Raw genomic sequence first — 21,879 nt, 5'->3', positions numbered from 1 at the left:
GCCAGCGCATTCGCGTCACCGAAGACGAAACGGTTTAGCTGCCAACTACCAGGGCACTCCAGCAAACCGCTCCACCAGAAAATCCAGAAACGCACGCACGGCGGGTGACAGATGCTTGCGTGACGGGTACAGCGCGTAAATCGCCATGTCGGACGGCTTCCACTCCGGCAGCAGCAGTTGCAGGCTGCCGTCAACCAGATGCGGGTTGGCCAGGTAGGTCGGTTGCAGGGCGATTCCGCCTCCTGCCAAAGCAGCTTGTAACAGGGCTGTTGCTTCGTTGGCGCTGAAGTGGCTCCCTACGCTGACATCGGCATGTTCATCGCCCCGGCTGAAACTCCACACGCTTTTGCCGAAGTTGGCATGGCTCAAGCAGCGGTGCGTGGCCAGGTCGGCAGGAACCTGTGGCATGCCATGCGCGCTGATGTAGGCGGGTGAGGCAACCAGCACCGAGGCGCAGGGCGCCAGCACACGGCCTATGAGCGCAGGGTCAGGTTGCGCGCTGATGCGAATGGCCAGGTCGATGCGCGCCTCCACCAGGTTCAGCGCGCCTTCGCTGGCATTCAGGTCGATCTTGAGCTGCGGTTGCAGCTTCAAAAAATCTGTCACGGCCGCCGCCATCTGCGCGTAAGCAAACGACATGCTGCAGGTGATGCGCAGTTGCCCGCGCAAGGCGCCACCCTGGCTGCTGGTTTCTTCTTCCACGTTTTCCATCAAGGCCAGCATCTGCTGGCTGCGCCGCAGGCAATTTTCACCCGCGTCGGTGAGCGTGACGCTGCGGGTGGTGCGCTGCAGAAGGCGCGTGCCCAGCCATTGCTCCAGCTCTGCCACATAACGCGTGACCATGGCTCGGGACATGTCGAGTTTGTCTGCAGTGGCGCTGAAGCTGCCGCTGAGCGCCACTTCGGCAAAGACCTGCATCGCGGTCAATCGGTCCATGAATTGCTCGAATATTGAAACAGTAATGCGTAGATTATGGGGTTTATCTGATCGTTTATTGAAACTACAGTTCATTTCAACGCTGCAAGGCGTCTTTTTCTACCACCCAAAACCAGGAGTTCACCATGATCCGCACGACCGTTATCGCCGCATCTCTGGCCATTGCTTTCACCAGCGCCCAAGCCGCCCAGCCACTGACCGTCAAGGTCTACAACGCCGACGGCAACAGCTTCAATGTCAACTCCACATTGGTCTATGGCGAAAAAGAAGCCATCGTGATCGATGCCGGCTTCACGCGCGCCGACGCGTTGCGCATTGCTGCCAACGTGCTGGACAGCGGTAAACAGCTGACCACCATTTATGTGAGCCAGGCCGACCCCGACTACTACTTTGGCGTTGAAACCTTGAAAGAAATTTTTCCCCAGGCGGAGGTGGTGAGCAGCGCCGCCGTGCTGGAAAAACTGACGGCCAAGATGGCGGGCAAGGTCGCGTTCTGGGGCCCCAAAATGGGTGCCAACGCACCGCGCAAGCCAGTGACACCCCGCGCGCTGCAAGGCAACACCCTGACGCTGGAAGGCCAGACCATCGAGATCCGCGGCACCCAGGGCCCGCTCGCGCACCGGCCGTATGCCTGGATTCCGTCGATCAAGACCATCGTGGGCAATATCGGCGTGTTCGGCAACATGCATGTGTGGACTGCAGATACACAAACCGCCGCCGAACGTGCCGCATGGGTGGCGCAGCTGGACGAGATGGCGGCGCTGAAGCCCGAACTGGTGATTCCTGGCCACATGAAGTCCGGTACCAAGGTGGACGCGAGCGCCATTGCTTTCACCAAAGACTACCTGCAGACTTTCGAGAAAAACCTGGCCGCCAGCAAGACCGGCGCAGAGCTGGTCAATGCCATGAAGCAGGCCTACCCGCAGGTAACGGACGGCGCCATGTCGCTGGACATCGGCGCCAAGGTCAACAAGGGCGAAATGAAGTGGTAATTCAACAAGGCTGACCAGGCCCCGCAAAGCCTGGACAGTCCGTCGGCATTCCTCTGCATCCGGTGAACTTTGCCGGGTGCAGAGTCATTGATTGGAAAGAGAACAGAACATGCGTACCAACCTGAACATCATCGCGGACCATTACGCCGCATCGACACGCCAGGACATGGCCGCCATGATGGCCGATGTGGCCCCGGACGTGCGGTGGACCGAGATGGCCGGCTTTCCGTGTGCGGGCACCTGGGTCGGGCCGGAACAGGTCACCAAACAGGTCTTCCACGCCCTGGGCGCCGAATGGAGCAGCTACCGGTTTGAACTGCAGGAGTTGATAGACGCCGGTGACCGGGTCATCGCGCTTGGCCTGTACCACGGCACCTACGCTAAAACCGGAAAATCCATGCAGGCGCGCGTGGCGCATGTCTGGCGACTGGAAGCCGGAAAAATTGTGCAGTTCGAGCAGTTCACCGACACCTTGCTCGTGGCGCAGGCGATGAGCTGAAGCAAGGCGATTCGAATCACCAAGGCAACACAACCATGCAGAACACCTTTCAGAAAACCACAGTCACTTATCTTTTTGACCCGCTATGCGGCTGGTGCTACGGCGCATCGCCCGCGATCCAGCGCCTGGGGCATGAAAACACCATCCAGCTGAAGATCGCCCCCACGGGGCTGTTTTCGGGTAGCGGCGCGCGCGCCATGGATGCGGCATTTGCAGACTACGCGTGGTCCAACGACATGCGCATTGAAAAGCTCACCGGCCAGCGCTTCACCGAGGCCTATCGCACGCAGGTGCTGGGCAAGTCTGGCAGCCTGTTTGACTCCGCCGCTACTACGCTTGCGTTGACGGCCGTCGCTCTGACAGAGCCGCAACACGAGCTGGACACCTTGAAGATCTTGCAGGAAGCCCGCTATGTGCAGGCACTGGATACCACTGCCGTGCCCGTGGTGGAGAAACTGTTGCGCGACGCGGGGCGGAGTGCCGCCGCAGACCGCCTGGCCGCTGGCGACGCAGCGCTGATGGCAGCCAACGCTGCGCGCATCCGGAAGTCGCTGGGGCTGATGCAGACCCTGGGCGCACAGGGTGTGCCGGCCCTGGTGATCACGGATGGCCGGGGCAGCCGGCTGCTGCGCGGCAACGCGCTCTATGGCAGTTTTGACAGCCTGCTCAGTCAGATCGCTTCGGTCTGAGCGGGGGTGATGGTTGCAGAAGGAGATACCGCGATGAACATACTCCAGCAGGTGCTGGTTCACATGCGCTCAGGCAACTGGCGCGAGGCACATAATCTTGTGCAAAGCGATGAATCTCTTCTGGGCGCATGGCTGCACGGCATCCTGCACATTCAGGAGGGCGATCTGGAGGACGCCGAATATTGGTACGGCAAGGCCGGCCGCCATTTCCGTAGCCGCGGGACACTGGACGAAGAGCTGGCGCGCTTTGAGGCGGAATTGGGAAATGATGGCGACTTCCCCAAGTCATGACAGCACACCGTTCGGGCTGAGCCGCCTGTTCTGGGTGGCAGCACGTTGTTCGTCATGATGAATTGCGAAACCATCAATAATGAGCCAAATCGACCTCTAGCCCTTTGGTGGCGGGCGAAGCCAGCTATTGAATTGGTAGCGCGTGGCTGCGCCTTTTTTCACCACTGCAAACGTGGTTCGGGCCTAGTTAAATAAATACTCCGCTCCACCGAACCAGCATTTTTCGATGAGGGTGAGATGGGCCCGTTCCCGCCTGCATCCGGTGACCCGGAGCTGAAAAACGCGGTTCCCTCGATTTCTTCCAGCCAAACATCCGGGCATTGCGCGGCGCCAATAGCGTGTTTCCAACGGCCAGCAAGCACTGCAGGCCCACGCGGCTTCCGGTGAAAAGCGCGGGACTGGAAGTTGACAAACGAATAACCATCGGGTTATGCTTCTGTCATGCAAGCAGTCGCGAACGAGGTTTTCAAGGCCCTGGCCGACCCGACACGTCGGGCGATTTTTGAACGCCTGGCCCGTGATGGGGCGCAGACTGTGCGCGCATTGACTGAGCTTGCTGGCGTGTCGCAGCCTGCGGTGTCCAAACACCTTCGCCTTCTGAAGCAGGCGAAGCTGGTCAACGACAGACGCGATGGGCGCGAAACGCATTACAGCGCCCAACCGCTGGCCCTGGCGCCCCTACGCGACTGGATGAGCCTTTATGGCGCGTTCTGGAACGACCGCCTCGATAACCTTGAAATACTTTTGAAAAGGATGGACCAATGACCACGACTTCAACCGAAATACGCTCCGTCGTTGTCGAACGGGAAATACCTTATCCGCCGGAAAAAATCTGGCGCGCGCTCACGCAGCCGCAACTGATCGAAGAGTGGCTCATGAAGAATGACTTCAAGCCTGTCGTGGGCCACGGTTTCAGTCTTCGGGCGGATTGGGGCGCTGTTGACTGCCAGGTCCAGGCCATCGAGCCGAACAAGACGCTGTCTTACACCTGGGCCGCTTATGGTCTCGAGAGCGTCGTCACCTGGACGCTCACCCCGACGGACGCGGGCACGCGCCTGCGCATGGAGCAGTCGGGTTTCAGGTCGGATCAGCAGCAGGCCTTCCAGGGTGCGAAGCACGGCTGGCAGCAGTTCTTTGGCAAGCTGGAGCAGGTATTGGCGCGGGTAGATTGAAACTTGGCGCCCCATTTAAAGCCACATCGTGGAGTGAACGCAATGGCTAAAAGTACGACCAAGACGTCGGCGGAGGCTGCAAAGCCGGCCCTCCTCTCAGGCGGCAACCCCCAGATTGCGAAGGGCTACGGCGACGCCCCTGTGCAGGCCTACATCGCGGCCATGCCTGGCTGGAAGAGCGAGGTCGGGCGCCGCCTCGACGCGCTCATCGTGCGCACCGTCCCGGGTGTGCGCAAGGCGGTCAAATGGAACTCGCCGCTGTATGGTGTCGAGGACGAGAGCTGGTTCCTCAGCATCCATGTCTTCACAAAGTACGTCAAAGTGGCGTTCTTTCGCGGTACGTCACTGCGTCCTGTTCCTCCCGGCGAGTCCAAACAAAAGGAAGTGCGCTACCTCGACATCCACGAGGACGACCCGTTTGACGAAGCGCAGCTCGCCGCCTGGGTGAAGCAGGCCAGCCAGTTGCCCGGTGAACGGATGTGAGCGTATGCGAAAACAACTACGAAGAAAGGAGCAGCAAACATGGACAAGAGCAAGAGCATCAACAAGAGCGGCGTGACGAAAGAAAAGGAAGGCGCCTCTGCCTCCCAGCTGATAGACGAAAAAATCAGGGAACTGGGTGACTGGCGCGGCGAGACGCTGGCCCGCGTCCGAACGCTCGTCAAGCAAGCCGTCCCTGACGTGGTCGAGGAGTTGAAGTGGAGAGGGGTACCGGTTTGGTCGCACGCCGGAATCATCTGCACCGGTGAGACGTACAAGACTGCCGTGAAGATGACTTTCGCCAAAGGCGCCTCGCTGGAAGACCCTTCAGGCCTTTTCAACGCCAGCCTCGAAGGCAACACCCGGCGCGCCATTGATTTTCATGAAGGCGACAAGATGGATGAAAAGGCGTTGAAGGCGCTCATAAGCGCTGCCGCGGCGCTGAACAGCGCATCGGCCCGATAGTCGAATCCTTTGCCTGATGGAGAATTCACGCGTAGCGTAAGTTGGTTGAAAAAACTTTTGGATACATCTGCCCATTGGCGTTGTGCCCAGGCCACGAACAGAGTTTTCCCCAACGATTTGACGCTTCCTGCGTGGAAAATGGGCGTGTGGCTATTCGAACCTTGCTCTTCACGCCTATCGGCACCTTTGTCCTTGCAGTCTTGCTGGGCGCTTTGCTCTGGGTGGTGGCACCCGTCTTTATTGGCCGCCTCCTCAGTCTCTGGGAAACGTTTGTTGTGACTGCAGCTATCGTGGTGCTTCTGGAGTGGTGGCGCCGGCGCCGGCTCGGGCGCGAGCGCGAGCAAATCGAAAGCTTGCGCGACTCCGCCCTCTGGTAGCCGCCCTGGCAAACGGGAACCGCGGAGGTGCGCTATCCGTGGTGGGTGGATGCCGGATCGAGTGCTCGATTCGGCCTCTAGCCCTTATCCAACAAGCGCAGGCAGCTACTGATTTAATAGCTATCGGTGAGCGCCGCCGGCTGTCATCAAACCGCCATCAAAGTGACATGAACACGTCACTCTCGACTTCCAGAATCCATTCATCAGTCAAAAACACGATGGAGAGTGATTCATGGGTCAGGGATTCGGTAAGGATTACGAGCAGGGCGAAGGCGTCAACACGACGTCCAATCCGTTCATTCACGAAGTAGACAGCGAACGCCGCCATGTGCTGCGCTGCACGACGGCGGCGGTAGCGCTGCTGATGGGCTCGCACACGCTCACGGCCAGCGCCGCGCCGCTCGCCAAAGGCAAACCGCTCGGTTTTACCGGCGTGCCGGTTTCCAGTGCCGACACGTTGGTGGTGCCGTCGGAATATGAGGCTCAGGTGCTGTACCGTTGGGGCGACGCGACAGGCGTTGCCGGAGCTGCGGCGCCGGCCTTCACCGCAGATGCATCGAACAGCTGGCAGGAGCAACTGCTGCAGTCGGGCATGCACCACGACGGCATGGAGTTTTTCCCGCTCGACAAAAACCCGCGGCACGGCCTGCTGGCCATCAACCACGAATACACCGACGACGGTCTGCTGCACAGCGACGGCATGAAGACCTGGACGGCCGACAAGGTGCGCAAGTCGCAGGCGGCGCACGGCGTCAGCGTGATCGAGGTTGTGGAACGTGCCGGCGTCTGGCGTGTGCTGCCCAATTCGCGCTATGCGCGCCGCATCACCAGCAACACACCCATGCAGTTCAGCGGCCCGGCGGCAGGGCATGCGCTGCTGAAAACCGCAGCCGACCCCGAAGGCATGCGGCCGCTGGGCACGCTGAACAACTGCGCTGCAGGCCAGACGCCCTGGGGCACCTTCCTGACCTGCGAGGAAAACTGGAACGGCTACTTCTCGGCGCAGGACAAGCCGAACCCCGACGAGGCGCGTTACGGCCTGCGTGCCAAGGGCTTTGGCTATCGCTGGCACGAATTTGACGAGCGTTTTGACGCGGTGAAACACCCGAACGAGCCGCATCGTTTTGGCTGGGTGGTCGAGATCGATCCGCAGGACCCGACACAAACCCCGATCAAGCGCACGGCACTGGGCCGCATCAAACACGAGGGCGCTACCACGACCCTGAGCCGCGACGGCCGCGCGGTGGTCTACATGGGTGACGACGAGCGGTTTGAATACATCTACAAGTTTGTCAGCCGTGACAGGGTCAAGCCGGGTGGCTACCGTGCCAACAAGAACATTCTGGACCACGGCACGCTGTATGTGACGCGTTTTGACGAGCAGGGCTACGGCCGCTGGCTGCCGCTGGTGCATGGCGAAGATGGTCTCACTGTCGCCAATGGATTTTCCAGCCAGGCCGATGTGGTGATCAGGTGCCGCCAGGCCGCCGACCTCGTGGGGGCCACCAAAATGGACCGCCCCGAATGGGTGGCGGTGCACCCCAACACCGGCGAGGTGTTTGTCACGCTGACCAACAACAGCAACCGCGGTAAAGACGGCCGTCTGGTCGGCGCAGCCAACCCGCGCAATGACAACATCATGGGCCACATCATCCGCTGGCGCGAAGGCAAGGGGCAGGGTGCGTTCGCGAACCGCCTGGACGGCGACGCCAGCGCCACCGAATTCCGCTGGATGCATTTTGCGCTGGCAGGCGACCCGAATGCCGACAAGGCCGAATACCGCGGCACCATCAAGGGCGACATGTACGGCAGCCCCGACGGCCTGCAGTTCGATGCCGGCGGCCTGCTCTGGATACAGACCGACATTTCAACCTCGGCTATGCACCAGGGTGCCTACAAAGGCATGGGCAACAACATGATGTTGTGTGCCGACCCGGTGACCGGCGAGACGAAACGTTTCCTGACCGGCCCGGCGGGTTGCGAGATCACCGGGGTGAGCTTCACCCCGGACCGCCGCGCGATTTTCATCAACATCCAACACCCGGGTGAAACCGCCAGTGAACGCAGCGACCCGACCCAGCCGAAAGCCGTGAGCAGCTGGCCCGACGGCCCCACGGGCGGCCGGCCGCGTTCGGCCACTGTGGTGATCCGCCGCAAGGATGGCGGCATCGTCGGGACATGACTATCGACAGCCCCGGCGACGGGGCTTTTTTTCGGCGTTTGAGAGTCGCCCGTCATTGGCGAAAGACAACCAGGAGTCCATCATGAAAGAACTGCCCAACCCCACCTTTGCATTGTCGCCAGTCGCCATGCCACGGGGGTCACTTCATCAAAGCTCTCATGCTGTCGGTGCCGCTGTTCAAAGGCCTGCCCTGGGGAAAATCCAGGTCAGCTGGGCCAGGCACCAGGATGAGGTCCGGCAGGCGCAGCGTCTGAGATACCAGGTTTTCGCACTCGAGATGGGCGCGACCCTGCCCAACACCTTGCCTGGCCATGACATTGACCTGTTTGACGACTTCTGCGAGCACCTGCTGGTGCGCGACGACGCCAGCCAGGAGGTCATTGGTACCTATCGCGTGCTCACACCGACTCAGGCCAAACGCGTGGGCAGCACCTACAGCGACACCGAGTTCGACCTGACACGCCTGCGATTTCTGCGGCCACGCATGGTCGAGCTGGGCCGCAGCTGTGTGCATGCTGATCACCGCCATGGCGGCGTGATCCTCGCGCTGTGGGGTGCGCTGGCTGAGTTCATGGCACGCAACCAGCTCGATACCATGATCGGCTGCGCAAGCATCCCGATGCATCACAGCGGCGCCTCCATGGGGCAGGCAGCGGCCAGCATCTGGCGGCAGGTTCGGCAGACGCATCTGGCGCCGATTGAATACCACGTCACACCGCGCCTGCCGCTGCCGGTCGAACAGCTCGACGATTCGCTGGAGGTTGAGCCACCGGCGCTGATCAAGGGCTACCTGCGCCTGGGCGCCAAGGTGCTGGGGGCGCCGGCCTGGGATCCTGATTTCAATTCGGCCGACCTGCCCATGATGATGCGCATCGCCGATTTGCCGCCGCGTTACCGCAAGCACTTTTCCGGCAAGGGGGACTGATGCGCACGCTGTTTGACAAACTCGGGCCCTTGAACCAGGGCCACGTGCCGGACGAGGGCGATGAGCTTGACGACGTCGAGCTGCGCAAGCGTTACCGCAGCATCTTCATTTCTGACCTGCACCTGGGGACGCCCGGGTGCCAGGCCACGGCGCTGCTGGACTTCCTCAAGGCGCACCCGAGCGACTATCTCTACCTGGTGGGCGACATCGTGGACGGCTGGCAACTGCGGCGCAAATGGTATTGGCCGCAGTCGCATAACGACGTGGTGCAAAAGTTGCTGCGCCGCGCGCGCAAGGGCTGCCGTGTGGTCTATGTGCCGGGCAACCATGATGAGTTTGCGCGTGAATTTATAGGCCACCAGTTCGGCGGCATTGAAGTGGTCGAGGAAGCCGTGCACACCACAGTCGATGGCCGCCACCTGTGGATTGTTCACGGCGACTACTTTGACGCCGTCGTGCAGTGCGCCAAATGGCTGGCCTACGTGGGCGACAACCTCTATGAATTCACGCTCAAGCTCAACCGCCACCTGAACAGCCTGCGCGCGCGGATGGGCCTGCCTTACTGGTCGCTCTCGGCCTACCTCAAGCACAAGGTCAAGAGCGCACTGAACTATGTCACCGACTTTGAAGTGGCTGTCGCCAGCGAGGCGCGCCGGCGCGGCCACCAGGGCGTGGTTTGCGGCCACATCCACCGGGCCGAGATGCGAGACATCGACGGTGTGCTTTACTGCAACGATGGCGACTGGGTCGAAAGCCGCACCGCGCTGGTCGAGCACTACGACGGCACACTGGCGCTGCTGCACTGGGCACCGACCCATGAAACCCGCGGCCGCGACCATGCAACTGCCACGGTGGCCGCATGAAGATCGCACTTGTTACCGACGCCTGGCAGCCGCAGGTCAATGGCGTGGTCACCACCCTGGTGGAACTGGTTCGTGAGCTGGAAGCACTGGGGCACCATGTGGAGGTGATCCACCCGGGCCTGTTCAAGACGCGCCCTTGCCCGGGTTATGCCGGCATTGACCTGGCCGTGCGACCGAAAGCCCTGCTGGCCGGCAAGCTGGATGCGTTTGAGCCGGAAGCCATCCACATTGCCACTGAAGGCCCGCTCGGCTGGGCGGCACGCAGCTATTGCCTGAAACGGGGGCTGCGTTTTACCACCGCTTTTCATACCAAGTTTCCGGAGATCCTGCATGCCGCGCTGAAGATTCCTCTGTCCTGGGGCTACGCGCTTTTCCGCCATTTCCACAAGGCTTCGTCCGGCGTTCTGGTTCCCACACAGGGCGTGTTGCGCATGCTGGAGCAGCGCGGTTTTCACAAGCTGCGCAGCTGGACGCATGGTGTGGACACCCAGCTGTTTTCATTCCAGCCCGAGGCGCGGCTTTATCCCCGCATGGGAACGTTGGTGCGGCCGGTGTCGCTGTTTGTGGGCCGGGTGTCGTACGAGAAGAACATCGAGGCTTTCCTGGCGCTGGACATTCCAGGCACCAAGGTGATTTGCGGTGTCGGGCCGCTGGAAGCTTCGCTCAAGGAGCGTTACCCCCAGGCGCGCTGGCTGGGTGTGCTGCCGCGGGACGAGCTGGCCAGGGTGTATGCAGCTGCCGATGTGTTTGTTTTCCCCAGTCGGTCCGAAACTTTTGGGCTGGTGATGCTGGAGGCCATGGCCAGCGGGACGCCGGTGGCAGCCTACCCGGTGGATGGTCCGCTGGAGGTGCTGGGCAAGCCCGACGGAAGTTGCCACGGCGGTGTGATGCACGAAGACTTGAAACACGCCTGTTACAGCGCGATGGCGGTGCCGCGCCACGAAGCCCGCGCCCGCGCGCTGGATTTCAGCTGGCTGCACGCGGCGCAGCTGTTTGAGAGGCATCTGGTGCCGGTACGCAGGACGGCCGACAGCACGCTGGTGGCCGCACAGGCCCACGCATGAAATGGTTGTCATGGTGTTGTCACGCATTTGTCATCAAACCTGCGCACACTGACAAGTCAGATCAATGACAATAAAAATAAAGATTCCGCATGTCCAATCCATCCGCCTTGCCGCCGTCACCGTTCGCCACGCCCCTGGTCCAGTTCCTGGATCGGGACCACAGCATCCTGGCCTTCAATGAGCGGGTGCTGGACTGGGCCAAGCGGCCCGATGTGCCGTTGCTGGAGCGGCTGCGGTTTCTGTGTATTGTTTCTTCGAACCTAGACGAGTTTTTTGAAGTGCGCGCGGCCTTGCACCTGACGGCGGCGATGAACCGGGAGCAGAAGGAACCTTACTCCGCAGAGTCGTTCACGGCGCTGTCGGCAGCCGCGCACGACATGGTGGCGCGCCAGTATGCGCTGTACAACGACGAGCTGATGCCCGAGTTTGCCAAGCACGGCATACGGATTGTTTCGCACGGCGACCGGGATGCGGCGCAGCGCCGCTGGGCCAAGGCCTATTTCGAACGCGAAGTTCGCCCGCTGCTTATTCCCGTCGGGCTGGACCCTTCCCATCCTTTCCCCCAGGTGGCCAATAAGTCGCTGAATTTCATCGTCCGGCTGGGTGGCAAGGACGCCTTTGGACGCCAGAACGATATCGCGATCGTCAAGGTGCCCCGGGTTCTGCCGCGGGTGATTCATATGCCCGACAGCAAGGGCTCGCAGAAGAAGTCCTTGTTTGTTTCCCTGTCCAGCATCATCCGGGCGCATCTCACCGACCTGTTCCCGGGGCGCGAGGTGGGGGAGTTTTCACAATTCCGCGTGACGCGCCATTCCGACCTGGCGGTGGACGAAGACGATGTGAAAAACCTGCGCACCGCGCTGCGCCTGGGCCTGGAGCAGCGCCACTACGGGCAGGCGGTTCGCCTAGAGGTGTCGGCGGGCTGCTCCAAACACCTGTCGGATTTCCTGCTCGGCCAGTTCAGCCTGCCGACAGAAGCGTTGTACCGCGTACATGGCCCGGTCAACCTGGTGCGCCTGAATCAGCTGGTGGACCTGGTCAATGACCCGAAGCTGCTTTTTCCGCCATACAAGGCCTGCTACCCGACGCAACTGGTGCCGGGACAGTCATTTTTTGATCGCCTCAAGCAGGGGGACGTGTCCATCCACCAGCCTTTCGAGAGTTTTGACGGCGTGCTCGATTTCCTGCGCGAGGCGGTGAACGACCCGCAGGTGCTGGCCATCCGCCAGACGATCTACCGCACCGGCCCGGATTCCGAGCTCATGGTGCTGCTGCGCGAGGCAGTACGGCGCGGCAAGGAAGTCACGGTGGTGCTGGAGCTCAAGGCCCGCTTTGACGAGGAAGCCAACATCAACTGGGCCGAGATGCTGGAGTCCATCGGCGCGCAGGTGGTCTATGGCGTGGTGGGCCTGAAGACCCACGCCAAGATGCTGCTGGTGACGCGGCGTGAGGGCCGGGAACTGGTGCGTTATGCCCACCTGTCCACCGGCAACTACAACCCGACCACCGCGCGCCTGTACACCGACGTGAGTTACCTCACCGCCGATGCGGACCTGACCGCGGACATCGACAATGTTTTTGTGCACCTGGCCAGCCAGAGCAAATTGCCCAAGCTGAACCGCCTGCTGGTGGCACCGTTCCAGTTGCACCGCAAGCTGATTGAAAGAGTCGACCAGTTGGCCGAAGCGGCCGCGCGGGGGAAGGAAACGCGCATCGTTGCCAAGATGAATGCGCTGACCGACGAAGGCCTGATGCTGGCCCTGGTCAGGGCAGGGCAGAGCGGCGTGAAAATTGACCTGGTGGTGCGCGGCGCCTGCATGCTGCCCGCCGGGGTACCCGGGGTGACGGACAACATCCGGGTGCGCTCGGTGATTGGCCGCTTCCTGGAACACTCACGCGTGTTTTATTTCCGCTGCGAGGGGGAGGAAACGCTTTACCTTTCCAGCGCCGACTGGATGAACCGCAACATGCTGCGGCGGGTGGAACTGGCCTGGTCAGTGACCGACCCTGTGCTGCGCCAGCGCATCATCGACGAATGCCTGGTGGCCTACCTGCATGACAGCCAGGACGCCTGGGACCTGCAGCCCGACGGTAGTTATTTACGGGTTGCAGCGGCCGGGCAGGAGGAGCAGCATGGCGCGCAGGCAGCGTTGATGGCACGTTATTCGGCAGCCGCTGCAGTGATGGAGCTCTGAGATGGACCTGATCCTTTGGCGCCATGCGGAAGCCGAAGAGTTGCCGGCCGACGTGCACGATGTCAGTGACCTTGAACGTTCACTGACTTCGCGCGGCGAAAAGCAGGCGGCCCGCATGGCCGGCTGGCTGGACCGCCAGTTGCCGGAGCGGGCGCGCATTCTCGTGAGTCCGGCGCGCCGCTGCGAGCAGACGGCCCTGGCCCTGGGGAGAAAGTACAAGGTCCGCGCAGAGCTTGGCCCCGACGCGCCGCCATCGCAACTGCTGGAACTGGTTCAATGGCCGGTGAACAAGCTGCCCATCCTGGTGATAGGCCACCAGCCCACCCTCGGGCAAACGATTGCACAATTGCTGGGCCTGCAGGAAACCGATTGCCCCGTGAAAAAAGGGGCACTCTGGTGGCTGCGTACCCGCGAACGCGAGGGCAGCCTGCAGACCGTGGTGGTCACCGTGCAGTCGCCCGAAGTGCTCTAACGGCCGCAATGTCAAGCAGAGCAAGAGCCGGGTCAACGATTCTTGCCGGTTTGCTGCATGGGGTGACTTACCTCGCTCCGATGCTGGTAGAACCGGAGCAGGACGCTCTCGAAGTTGGTTAACAGAAATTTCGAGACTGGATCAGCATACCAGTTGAAAGGCGTGCTTACGCGGTAGTCCATGCGGACATGCAGCTCGGTTGCGTTACCCCGTGGCGTGAGGCTATAGGCTGTACTGGTGATGTCGAAGTAGTGCCCACCCAGGACCACATGGTCGTCAAGTGCATATTTGGGAAACGAGTCCGCCGCATAACGATGGGTCCAGCGGACATGGCGGTTCTCCTGCCAATCGGTGACAACCTGTTCGAAATGGATGTCCTTGCCCATGGTGATCACGCGGATGTTGTCCGATGGCGATGTTTGTGAAATTCCTGCATGCGGCAGCGGAACGCCTATTCGGAAAAACCATGCAGCGTCCACTTCACCGGGCTGGATCGCGCGGGCATCGTGAATTTCCTGCCATATCCGCTCTGGCGTAGCCTGGATCAACATCGTTTGCTCCACGGCGTGTTCGCGTTGCGGCACGGGGATGTGGGTCTCTACCGCTCCGAGAATCAGTGGTAGCGCCCAGAGCCCGTAGAGCGTGGGCCTGGGCCAGTTGGTCGCGCGGCAGACCAGTCCCATGGTGAGGCCGCCAATGGAGCCGACGAGCGCAAACATCGGAATGATCACTACCGCGCAGATCAGCCCTTCGACCATGATCAGCAAAGTGCCCAGCACGAAGAAGATGTTAGCGACGAAGGGGGCCCAGAAGTAGTAGGCCCAGCTGCGCCGGCTTGCCTTTTCGGCCACATAGACCGTGACGGCGCCGACGACGACAGGTGAAAGATAGATGAAGGAACCCATCATCGCCGCATAGGCGTTGCCGGGTTTGCCTGAAAAGACCAGGCGTAAAAGCAATCCTGCAAGCACACCGGCAGCAAGCGGCCACCAGCGTGAATAGGGCAGAACGCGCAGCGGGCCTGCGTCGGGCGGGGCCTCAGTCACAGGAACAGGATCCAGCCGCACACCGCTGCAAGTGGGGCCAGCGTCCACGCGAGGGAGATGAGTACCAGGCCGGCATAGGCGAAGCCGTCGTAAAGCCGCGGCCGTGGGGCAGAGGCGGGTAAAAGCGTGGCTCTCAGGTCATCCAGTGGAGCGTCAAGCACGGCAATCCCTGGCTCGCCTTGTGCATACAAGGTGCGACTCGCTCTGCCCCGTATAAAAGCGTTGAATGTGCGTCGGGGGCAGACAATGCCGCCTATTCCCACAAGCGGGAGGCAGAAGGCAGTCGCAAACAGGTTCCGGTATCGCCCTGCCGCAAACTCCCACGCAGCCATCTCGAACTCGCCAGCCGGGGAGCATGGATAACCGGTCAGCAGATGATGCAAGTCGTGCATGGGCAGTGCCTTGCGGCGCCACGCAAAGTTGGGCATCGGGAGCGACATTCCAGCGAACCCCATTGTCCAATACCGCGACGTGCTGGCGCTGTCGCGAGGGAGTTGATTTTCCAGGTAGAACTGGGCTTGCGCCTCGCGAACAGTCGGTGATTCTGCGTTGTTCATGGTTTGAGGGCATGCAGCATCTTCACCGCATCGGCGCTTACTGCCGTGATGCCCGGGCGAGGCGGCAGATTGGCAGGCGTTTGTACGTCCCAGGCTAGTCCCAGGACTTCCAGCAGTTGGATAAAACGGTATCCTGGATCGGCTTGCCCGGGATAAAGCCCGTGTCTGGCGGAAGCGGGAAAAGCATGATGATTGTTGTGCCAACTCTCTCCCATGGTGGGAATTGCAGCGATGGGGACATCGTGCGCCTGCACGCCTGCGTTGTCGACAAGCCAGCTTTGCGGTCCGTGCGTGTGCGCAAAGTAAGAAATAAACCAGTGCATGGTGGTGCAGGACGCCACGCGCACAAACACGCCCCATGCGACCCACGGCATGCCGCCGACCAGATACAGTGCGAGCCCAATGGGAATCTGGTGCAGCATCCAGGTACGTTCGAGAAACCGGTAGAAAGGATCATCACCAATACCCGGACCAGGATCGAAGCCGGGCGGATTGTCAAATATCAGCCGGCAATGCAGGTTCCACCAACCGTCTTTCAAAAGTCCATGCCGATGCGCAAGAAAGTCGTGGCATTGCGGCTGCCGTTGCGCCCAATCGCGGGTGTCGTGTGTGCGAATGGTCCACAATGGGCCGCCCATCCCGACAATTGCGCCCGACCATACGAGTGTTCGTTCAAGCCACTTCGGACATTTGAAGCTCCTGTGGACCAAGCGCCGATGAAAACCGACCGAGTGGCCTGTACACAGCGTGACTGCAGTCAATGCCAGAAACACCGCAACCGCACTCCAGCTGAAGTACATCGAGCCGAGCACCAAGGCGCCGATCAACATGAAGCCGTTCCAAAGCGAGCGTTCCGGAGCCCAGCGAACGACGCCGGCTACCGGGTCCACCTGCGGATCCAGAATGAGTGAGTTGACTCGGTAGGGGTCAAGGGGGGCTGAGTTCATTGGTGAGTCCCGGTGCTTTGGCTGGCGGATGGTAACCCAATGTTGGCTTTGGCGGCCATGGTACTTCCGCCCTCCAGGCTGGGCGGACCAGCTTGAGTTCGTCCAGCATCACACGCCAAACCTTGCACTTCAGGGACTGGTGACGATCACGGTCCAAGGCGTTTTCTGCCAGGCCAGCGCTTCTTCGCGCAGCAGGTGTGCTGACTGGGGAAAGGCGTCGGCCCAGCCAGGGCGACAACCGAGCAGGAACTGGTGGCCGCCGGCGTTTTCGCTGATCCGCAGGTCTCTGGTGTCAGGCTCGCGGCGGGCATGGCACAGGATCACGGCCAGGCGCAGGCAGAGCAGCTGCTGCACAAAAATTTCGTCTTCGAAATCGGCCTCGAGCTTGCGCAGCTTGCCGCGGTGGCCCAGTACCAGCAGGCTCAGGCGATGCAATTCCGGCAGGGAGAAGCCAGGCGCGTCGGCGTTGTCCAGGATGTAGGCGCCATGCTTGTGATAGTCGCTGTGCGAGATGTGGCTGCCGATTTCATGCAACTGGGCGGCCCAATCAAGCTTGCGCTGTATCCGCCCCAGCTCCGCCGGCGAGAGGCCGCTGCCGACTTGCGCAAAAAGGGTCTGGGCGACTTTGCTGACACGCTGGGCCTGCGTGGCCTCGACATCGAACTTGCGGGCCAGCCGCTGCACCGTGGTCGAGCGCAGGTCGGTCGCTTCTCCTTCGCGGTCCAGCAGGTCATACAAAACACCATGGCGCAGGGCTCCCTGGGCGGTCTGCATCTGCACGATGCCCATCAGTTCGAAAACCGCGCGCAACACGCTGACGCCACCACCAATCACCGCGCGCCGGTCTTCCTTCATGCCGTCGAGTTTGAGCCGCTCTGCGCTCTGGGCCTTGAGCAGGCGGTCCAGCAGCCAGTCCAGTCCGTCGCGCGTGACCAGCCCCCGCGGCCAGCCGGCGGCAAGCAGAACGTCGCTGACGGCACCCACTGTGCCCGAGGAGCCGTAAGCCACATCCCAGCTGTCATTGCGGTAGGTATTGATGGCTTCGTCCAGCACGGCCTTGGCGGCCACTTCGGCGGTCTGGAAAGCGCGGGCGCTGAACTGGCCGTCGGGAAAATACTTCATCGACCAGCCCACGCTGCCCACCCGGTAGGACTCCATGGTTTTGGCTTCCAAGTCCTTGCCCAGAATCATCTCGGTGGACCTGCCGCCGATGTCAACCACCAGACGCCGCTCGTCAGACTGAGGCAGCAGATGCGCCACGCCCTGGTAGATCAGGCGGGCTTCTTCGCGGCCGGAGATCACATCAATGGGAAACCCAAGCACCTTGTGGGCGCGCTGCAGGAAAACGTCGCGGTTGCGGGCTTCGCGCAGCGTCTGGGTGGCGACGGCGCGCACCTCCCCTTTTTTGAACCCGGCCAGGCGTTCGCCAAAACGTGCCAGGCAGTCCCAGCCGCGTTGCATGGCCTCCGGTGTGAGGTTTCGCTCGGCGTCCAGGCCGTTGCCCTGGCGCACGGTTTCCTTGAGGTATTCGGTACGGTGGATCTGGCCGTGGTCGAGGCGGCCTATTTCGAGGCGATAGCTGTTGGACCCAAGGTCCACGGCAGCCAGGCGGGTTCCATTTTGCATGTGTGAGCGTCTGAGAGGAAAGCTCAGCATAGCATTCGCGCGTCAGGTCATGCCAGGAAGAGCGTTGGCGGTCGGCGCGGTGCGCGACAAAGTTGGGGGGGTGCCGCAGCCATGTGACAAAGCGATGAAAAGCACGATCAACGCGCGGCTCAGGGCTTCACACGATTGTCACGCTTTCGTCACATTCGGTCTTTAAAGTTCGGGTTGCTGAATGTTTATCCAACCGTAAGGAGATCCCATGAACGACAAACGAATTTTTCTCAAAACTTTGGCTGTAGCCGCATTTGCCACTTTGGGCATGGGTTCTGCCATGGCCGCCGACATCACCGGCGCGGGTGCTACCTTCCCTTTCCCCATCTATGCCAAATGGGCTGAAGCCTACAAAAAAGCGACCGGGGTTGGCCTGAATTACCAGTCGATCGGTTCGTCGGGCGGTATTCGCCAGATCCGCGCCAAGACCGTGGCTTTCGGCGCGTCAGACGCTCCCGTGCCTGGCGCGGACCTGGACAAGGATGGCATGGTCCAGTTCCCGGCCATCATTGGCGGTACCGTCCCCGTGATCAACCTGGAAGGGTTCAAGCCCGGCGAGCTGCGCGTGACCGGCCCCGTGTTGGCCGACATGTTTCTCGGCAAGGTCGTCAAGTGGAACGATCCCAAGCTTGCCGCACTGAACCCCGGCAAGGCACTGCCTGATCAGAACATCACCGTGGTGCACCGCGCTGACGGCTCGGGCACCACCTACAACTGGACCGACTACCTGACTGCCGTCAGCAAGGACTGGGCCGATACCGTGGGCAAGGGCGCGGCCGTCAAGTGGCCTGCAGCTTCCTCCGTGGGCGGCAAAGGCAACGAAGGCGTGGCCGCCAATGTCAACCGTGTCAAGGGAGCGCTGGGCTATGTGGAATACGCTTACGTCAAGAAGAACAACATGAACTTCCTGCAGCTGCAAAACGCTGCCGGCAAGTATGTGAGCCCGGATGACACCGCATTCGCCTCTGCCGCCGCCGGCGCCGACTGGTTCAGCGTGCCAGGCATGGGTGTCTCCATGGTGAACGCCAAAGGTGCGGAAAGCTGGCCCGTGAGTACGGCCTCCTTCATCCTGATGTACAAGGACCCAGCCGACAAGGCGCAGTCTGCTGAAGTGCTAAAGTTCTTCGACTGGGCCTTCAAAAATGGCAAGGGCATGGCTTCCGAGCTTGATTACGTGGCGCTGCCCGATGCGCTGACCTCCCAGATTCGCGCCAAAGTCTGGTCGCAAATCGCCAAGTAAGTCAGTCGGCTCCAGAAGTGACATTCGCTGGCCGGCAGATGCCGGCGGGCGAATGTTGGTTGATGGGGTCGTAAGAACCCACATGGAAATCAATATGAGCAGCGTGGGAATCACCATGAATTCGCAACCTGTCCGGGTCGAGGCAGTCAACCCCAACATGGCGTCGATTGCCGGCCGCCAGCGCTTGCAGGACGTCCTGTTTCACCGCGTCACGCAGGGTTTTTCACTGCTCGTGCTGGTCGCGTTGCTGGGCATCATCGTCTCCCTGTTCATCAACGCCTGGCCCACCTTCCAGAAGTTTGGCTTCAACTTCATCTGGCGCGTCGAGTGGGACATCATCAACGAAGAATTTGGTGCGGCCATTGCCATCGTCGGTACCATCGCCAGCGCGGCTATTGCCATGCTGATTGCGGTGCCCCTGGCCTTTGGCATTGCGCTGTTTCTCACCGAAACCTGCCCCGTATGGCTGCGTCGTCCGCTCGGTACCGCAGTGGAGCTGCTGGCGGCGGTGCCGTCCATCATCTACGGCATGTTCGGCCTGTTCGTGTTTGCGCCCCTGTTTGCCGACTACTTCCAGATGCCGGTGCAGAAGATACTGGGCGGCATGCCTTTGGTCGGCTTTCTTTTCGGCGGCAGTACCAATGGCTTTGGTATCCTGGCCGCCGGCATCGTGCTGGCCTTCATGGTGCTGCCTTTTGTGGCTGCGGTGATGCGCGACGTGTTCGAGATTGTGCCGCCCATCCTGCGTGAGTCGGCCTATGGCCTGGGCTGCACCACCTGGGAGGTGGTACGCCGGGTGGTGCTGCCTTACACGCAAAAGGGTGTCGTTGGCGGGATCATGCTCGGTCTGGGCAGGGCTTTGGGCGAGACGATGGCCGTGACATTTGTGATCGGCAACGCCAACCGCATGCCGACTTCGCTGTTTTCGCCCGGTACCTCGATTGCCTCTACCCTGGCCAATGAGTTTGGCGAGGCCGCCGACTTCCATCTTTCCACGCTGTTTGCGCTGGGTTTTCTGCTCTTTGTCATCACGTTCATCGTGCTTTCGCTTGCCAAGATACTGATGTTGCGCGCCGAGAAAGCCAAGGGCCTGTGAGCCCCGCTTTCGCCTCACCAACCCCACCGGAAAACCAGAATGGAATTCAACCAGCAACTCTACAAACGCCGCCAGCGTTCCAATGCAATGGGCCTGTCCCTGTCCATGGGGGCCATGGTGCTCGGTTTGATCGTGCTGCTCTGGATTCTGAGCGTGCTGTTTGCCAAGGGTTTTGCCGCGCTTGACTGGAACATGTTTACCCAGTCCACGCCGGCTCCTGGTAACGACGGCGGCGGTCTGGCCAATGCCATCGTGGGAAGCCTGATGATGGTGGGCTTTTCGGTGCTGGTTTCCACGCCCATCGGCGTGCTTGCCGGCGTGTATCTTGCAGAGTATGGGGACCAGAGCAAAACGGCTGAGCTGACGCGCTTCGTCACGGACATCATGCTGTCGGCGCCTTCCATCGTGCTGGGTCTCTTTGTGTATGCCATCGCCGTGGCCACCGTGGGCAACTTTTCGGGTTGGGCCGGCAGCCTGGCTTTGTCGCTGATTGCCGTGCCCGTGGTGGTGCGCACCACCGAAAACATGTTGCGCCTGGTGCCGGGCAGCTTGCGTGAAGCGGCCTTTGCCCTTGGCGCGCCGCGCTGGAAGGTGGCGACCCTGGTGACCTTGCGCGCTGCCAGAAGCGGTGTGCTGACCGGGCTGCTGCTGGCTGTCGCCCGCATCAGCGGGGAGACGGCGCCGCTCCTGTTCACTGCGCTCAACAACCAGTTTTTCAGTACCAATATGGGCTCACCCATGGCCAACCTGCCGGTCGTGATCTTTCAATTTGCGCTCAGCCCTTACGACAACTGGATCCGTCTGGCGTGGGGTGGGGCACTGCTCATCACCCTGTCGGTGCTGATCCTCAACGTTGTCGCTCGTGTGTTCCTGCGCGAAAAGGCGCCGGGTTGAAGAGCCTTCCATTTATTCAAACCTTGCCTTTTCAAGACTTGGAACAGACCATGCCCGATATCGCTACCGACACTGCCGCTCAGGCCAAAAATGCCCTTGAGCTGCGCAACCTGTACTTCTTCTATGGCAAGTTTCAGGGCCTGAAGAATGTCAACATGAACATCGAGGAACGCAAGGTCACCGCGTTCATTGGACCGTCGGGTTGTGGCAAGTCCACATTGCTGCGCACGCTCAATCGCATGTACAGCCTTTACCCCGGCCAGCGCGCCGAAGGCCAGATCAATTTCTACGGCCAGAACATTCTGGATGCCAAGCAGGACATCAATCTCTTGCGCGCGCGCATCGGCATGGTGTTCCAGAAGCCCACGCCGTTTCCGATGTCGATCTACGACAACATCGCCTTTGGTGTGAAGCTGTATGAAAATCTGAGCAAGGGCGAGATGGACGATCGCGTGGAGTGGGCCTTGTCCAAGGCCGCACTTTGGAACGAAGTTAAGGACAAGCTGAGCCAGAGTGGCCTCTCGCTCTCAGGAGGCCAGCAACAGCGTCTTTGCATTGCACGCAGCGTGGCCGTCAAGCCTTCCGTGCTGTTGCTCGATGAGCCCACCTCCGCGCTGGACCCGATCTCCACTGGCAAGGTGGAGGAACTGGTGCATGAGCTCAAGCGGGATTACACCATTGCCATCGTCACACACAACATGCAGCAGGCCGCGCGCTGCAGTGACTACACCGCCTACATGTACCTGGGCGAGCTGATCGAATTCGGCTCGACCGATCAGATATTCCTCAAGCCCAAGCGGCAGGAAACAGAAGACTACATCACAGGAAGGTTTGGTTGATC

Annotated in this window: 24 protein-coding genes; 19 read left to right on the top strand and 5 right to left on the bottom strand. The window is 61.1% G+C overall.

The features are described 5' to 3' along the window. Positions 1-45: 45 nt before the first annotated feature. Positions 46-936 carry a LysR family transcriptional regulator gene (locus tag ABI660_RS00330; RefSeq protein WP_348063789.1) on the bottom strand — a complete coding sequence of 297 codons (891 nt, stop codon included), beginning with the start codon at positions 934-936 and terminating at the stop codon, positions 46-48. A gap of 125 nt (positions 937-1,061) precedes the next feature. Here ABI660_RS00330 and ABI660_RS00325 point away from each other — a divergent pair, with 125 nt between their 5' ends. The 15 genes from ABI660_RS00325 to ABI660_RS00255 all read left to right on the top strand — a co-directional run bounded on the left by ABI660_RS00325 (position 1,062) and on the right by ABI660_RS00255 (position 13,602). After that, entirely contained in the window at positions 1,062-1,928 is an 867-nt protein-coding gene (locus ABI660_RS00325) for an MBL fold metallo-hydrolase (protein WP_348063787.1), read from the top strand. Between the two features lie 109 nt (positions 1,929-2,037). After that, the gene (locus tag ABI660_RS00320; protein ID WP_348063785.1) at positions 2,038-2,427 is read left to right on the top strand and encodes a nuclear transport factor 2 family protein; all 390 of its coding nucleotides are present in this window, start codon (positions 2,038-2,040) and stop codon (positions 2,425-2,427) included. A 35-nt stretch (positions 2,428-2,462) separates the two neighbouring features. Beyond that, positions 2,463-3,116: a DsbA family protein gene (locus ABI660_RS00315; protein ID WP_348063783.1), complete on the top strand. Its 654-nt coding sequence runs from the start codon at positions 2,463-2,465 to the stop codon at positions 3,114-3,116. A gap of 33 nt (positions 3,117-3,149) precedes the next feature. Beyond that, a complete protein-coding gene (locus ABI660_RS00310; protein WP_348063781.1) occupies positions 3,150-3,407 on the top strand; it encodes a hypothetical protein in 258 nt (85 codons plus the stop codon). Positions 3,408-3,848: 441 nt separating this feature from the next. Further along, complete coding sequence (locus ABI660_RS00305) at positions 3,849-4,172, top strand: metalloregulator ArsR/SmtB family transcription factor (protein ID WP_348063779.1); 324 nt, start codon at positions 3,849-3,851, stop codon at positions 4,170-4,172. Next, positions 4,169-4,579: an SRPBCC domain-containing protein gene (locus ABI660_RS00300; RefSeq protein ID WP_348063777.1), complete on the top strand. Its 411-nt coding sequence runs from the start codon at positions 4,169-4,171 to the stop codon at positions 4,577-4,579. The genes ABI660_RS00305 and ABI660_RS00300 overlap by 4 nt, the downstream gene beginning before the upstream one ends. Before the next feature lie 42 nt (positions 4,580-4,621). Continuing rightward, positions 4,622-5,062 (top strand): DUF1801 domain-containing protein, encoded by a 441-nt coding sequence (locus ABI660_RS00295; RefSeq protein WP_348063776.1) that lies wholly within the window; start codon positions 4,622-4,624, stop codon positions 5,060-5,062. Positions 5,063-5,101: 39 nt separating this feature from the next. Next, on the top strand, positions 5,102-5,524 hold the full coding sequence (locus ABI660_RS00290; protein WP_348063775.1) for a DUF1801 domain-containing protein: 423 nt from the start codon (positions 5,102-5,104) through the stop codon (positions 5,522-5,524). A gap of 146 nt (positions 5,525-5,670) precedes the next feature. After that, the gene (locus ABI660_RS00285) at positions 5,671-5,901 is read left to right on the top strand and encodes a hypothetical protein (RefSeq protein WP_348063773.1); all 231 of its coding nucleotides are present in this window, start codon (positions 5,671-5,673) and stop codon (positions 5,899-5,901) included. A 232-nt stretch (positions 5,902-6,133) separates the two neighbouring features. After that, positions 6,134-8,083, top strand: a complete 1,950-nt coding sequence (locus ABI660_RS00280; RefSeq protein WP_348063771.1) for a PhoX family phosphatase — start codon at positions 6,134-6,136, stop codon at positions 8,081-8,083. A gap of 82 nt (positions 8,084-8,165) precedes the next feature. Then, positions 8,166-9,008: a GNAT family N-acyltransferase gene (locus ABI660_RS00275; RefSeq protein WP_348063769.1), complete on the top strand. Its 843-nt coding sequence runs from the start codon at positions 8,166-8,168 to the stop codon at positions 9,006-9,008. Beyond that, positions 9,008-9,871 (top strand): UDP-2,3-diacylglucosamine diphosphatase, encoded by an 864-nt coding sequence (locus ABI660_RS00270; RefSeq protein WP_348063767.1) that lies wholly within the window; start codon positions 9,008-9,010, stop codon positions 9,869-9,871. The genes ABI660_RS00275 and ABI660_RS00270 overlap by 1 nt, the downstream gene beginning before the upstream one ends. Beyond that, a complete protein-coding gene (locus ABI660_RS00265) occupies positions 9,868-10,935 on the top strand; it encodes a glycosyltransferase family 1 protein (RefSeq protein ID WP_348063765.1) in 1,068 nt (355 codons plus the stop codon). The genes ABI660_RS00270 and ABI660_RS00265 overlap by 4 nt, the downstream gene beginning before the upstream one ends. An 89-nt stretch (positions 10,936-11,024) precedes the next feature. Beyond that, entirely contained in the window at positions 11,025-13,130 is a 2,106-nt protein-coding gene (gene ppk1, locus ABI660_RS00260; protein ID WP_348063763.1) for a polyphosphate kinase 1, read from the top strand. 1 nt (position 13,131) lies between these two features. After that, on the top strand, positions 13,132-13,602 hold the full coding sequence (locus tag ABI660_RS00255; RefSeq protein ID WP_348063761.1) for a histidine phosphatase family protein: 471 nt from the start codon (positions 13,132-13,134) through the stop codon (positions 13,600-13,602). A gap of 32 nt (positions 13,603-13,634) precedes the next feature. On the opposite strand, the gene ABI660_RS00250 is transcribed toward ABI660_RS00255, so the two are convergent. The 4 genes from ABI660_RS00250 to ppx form a co-directional block, all read right to left on the bottom strand. Next, positions 13,635-14,648: an SRPBCC domain-containing protein gene (locus ABI660_RS00250; RefSeq protein ID WP_348063759.1), complete on the bottom strand. Its 1,014-nt coding sequence runs from the start codon at positions 14,646-14,648 to the stop codon at positions 13,635-13,637. After that, entirely contained in the window at positions 14,645-14,809 is a 165-nt protein-coding gene (locus tag ABI660_RS00245; RefSeq protein ID WP_348063757.1) for a hypothetical protein, read from the bottom strand. The genes ABI660_RS00250 and ABI660_RS00245 overlap by 4 nt, the downstream gene beginning before the upstream one ends. 392 nt (positions 14,810-15,201) lie before the next feature. Then, on the bottom strand, positions 15,202-16,035 hold the full coding sequence (locus ABI660_RS00240) for an acyl-CoA desaturase (protein ID WP_348063755.1): 834 nt from the start codon (positions 16,033-16,035) through the stop codon (positions 15,202-15,204). A gap of 246 nt (positions 16,036-16,281) precedes the next feature. Next, on the bottom strand, positions 16,282-17,778 hold the full coding sequence (gene ppx / locus ABI660_RS00235) for an exopolyphosphatase (protein WP_348063753.1): 1,497 nt from the start codon (positions 17,776-17,778) through the stop codon (positions 16,282-16,284). A gap of 238 nt (positions 17,779-18,016) precedes the next feature. Here ppx and pstS point away from each other — a divergent pair, with 238 nt between their 5' ends. From pstS to pstB, 4 genes are all read left to right on the top strand, one after another. Continuing rightward, positions 18,017-19,048: a phosphate ABC transporter substrate-binding protein PstS gene (pstS, locus tag ABI660_RS00230; RefSeq protein ID WP_348063751.1), complete on the top strand. Its 1,032-nt coding sequence runs from the start codon at positions 18,017-18,019 to the stop codon at positions 19,046-19,048. A gap of 115 nt (positions 19,049-19,163) precedes the next feature. Next, complete coding sequence (gene pstC / locus ABI660_RS00225; protein ID WP_348064081.1) at positions 19,164-20,144, top strand: phosphate ABC transporter permease subunit PstC; 981 nt, start codon at positions 19,164-19,166, stop codon at positions 20,142-20,144. Between the two features lie 39 nt (positions 20,145-20,183). After that, positions 20,184-21,038, top strand: coding sequence for a phosphate ABC transporter permease PstA (gene pstA / locus ABI660_RS00220; protein WP_348063749.1), 855 nt, complete (start codon positions 20,184-20,186; stop codon positions 21,036-21,038). Between the two features lie 50 nt (positions 21,039-21,088). Further along, complete coding sequence (pstB, locus tag ABI660_RS00215; protein WP_348063748.1) at positions 21,089-21,877, top strand: phosphate ABC transporter ATP-binding protein PstB; 789 nt, start codon at positions 21,089-21,091, stop codon at positions 21,875-21,877. Positions 21,878-21,879 lie beyond the last annotated feature (2 nt).

This window comes from Polaromonas sp. (assembly GCF_039930745.1).
In the GTDB taxonomy this organism is placed as follows: Bacteria; Pseudomonadota; Gammaproteobacteria; order Burkholderiales; family Burkholderiaceae_C; genus Polaromonas.
The sequence above is the reverse complement of the archived record's forward strand: the minus strand, read 5'-3'. Positions and strand labels throughout refer to the sequence as shown.

Coding starts and splice junctions, on each gene's coding strand:
- ABI660_RS00270 (WP_348063767.1), top strand. CDS start 9,008: ATGCGCACGCTGTTTGACAAACTCGGGCCCTTGAACCAGGGCCACGTG.
- ppk1 (WP_348063763.1), top strand. CDS start 11,025: ATGTCCAATCCATCCGCCTTGCCGCCGTCACCGTTCGCCACGCCCCTG.
- ABI660_RS00320 (WP_348063785.1), top strand. CDS start 2,038: ATGCGTACCAACCTGAACATCATCGCGGACCATTACGCCGCATCGACA.
- ABI660_RS00295 (WP_348063776.1), top strand. CDS start 4,622: ATGGCTAAAAGTACGACCAAGACGTCGGCGGAGGCTGCAAAGCCGGCC.
- ABI660_RS00310 (WP_348063781.1), top strand. CDS start 3,150: ATGAACATACTCCAGCAGGTGCTGGTTCACATGCGCTCAGGCAACTGG.
- ABI660_RS00265 (WP_348063765.1), top strand. CDS start 9,868: ATGAAGATCGCACTTGTTACCGACGCCTGGCAGCCGCAGGTCAATGGC.
- ABI660_RS00305 (WP_348063779.1), top strand. CDS start 3,849: ATGCAAGCAGTCGCGAACGAGGTTTTCAAGGCCCTGGCCGACCCGACA.
- ABI660_RS00240 (WP_348063755.1), bottom strand. CDS start 16,035: ATGTTGATCGGCGCCTTGGTGCTCGGCTCGATGTACTTCAGCTGGAGT.
- ABI660_RS00280 (WP_348063771.1), top strand. CDS start 6,134: ATGGGTCAGGGATTCGGTAAGGATTACGAGCAGGGCGAAGGCGTCAAC.
- ABI660_RS00315 (WP_348063783.1), top strand. CDS start 2,463: ATGCAGAACACCTTTCAGAAAACCACAGTCACTTATCTTTTTGACCCG.
- pstS (WP_348063751.1), top strand. CDS start 18,017: ATGAACGACAAACGAATTTTTCTCAAAACTTTGGCTGTAGCCGCATTT.
- ABI660_RS00290 (WP_348063775.1), top strand. CDS start 5,102: ATGGACAAGAGCAAGAGCATCAACAAGAGCGGCGTGACGAAAGAAAAG.
- ppx (WP_348063753.1), bottom strand. CDS start 17,778: ATGCAAAATGGAACCCGCCTGGCTGCCGTGGACCTTGGGTCCAACAGC.
- pstA (WP_348063749.1), top strand. CDS start 20,184: ATGGAATTCAACCAGCAACTCTACAAACGCCGCCAGCGTTCCAATGCA.
- ABI660_RS00325 (WP_348063787.1), top strand. CDS start 1,062: ATGATCCGCACGACCGTTATCGCCGCATCTCTGGCCATTGCTTTCACC.
- ABI660_RS00300 (WP_348063777.1), top strand. CDS start 4,169: ATGACCACGACTTCAACCGAAATACGCTCCGTCGTTGTCGAACGGGAA.
- pstB (WP_348063748.1), top strand. CDS start 21,089: ATGCCCGATATCGCTACCGACACTGCCGCTCAGGCCAAAAATGCCCTT.
- ABI660_RS00255 (WP_348063761.1), top strand. CDS start 13,132: ATGGACCTGATCCTTTGGCGCCATGCGGAAGCCGAAGAGTTGCCGGCC.
- ABI660_RS00275 (WP_348063769.1), top strand. CDS start 8,166: ATGAAAGAACTGCCCAACCCCACCTTTGCATTGTCGCCAGTCGCCATG.
- ABI660_RS00330 (WP_348063789.1), bottom strand. CDS start 936: ATGGACCGATTGACCGCGATGCAGGTCTTTGCCGAAGTGGCGCTCAGC.
- pstC (WP_348064081.1), top strand. CDS start 19,164: ATGAATTCGCAACCTGTCCGGGTCGAGGCAGTCAACCCCAACATGGCG.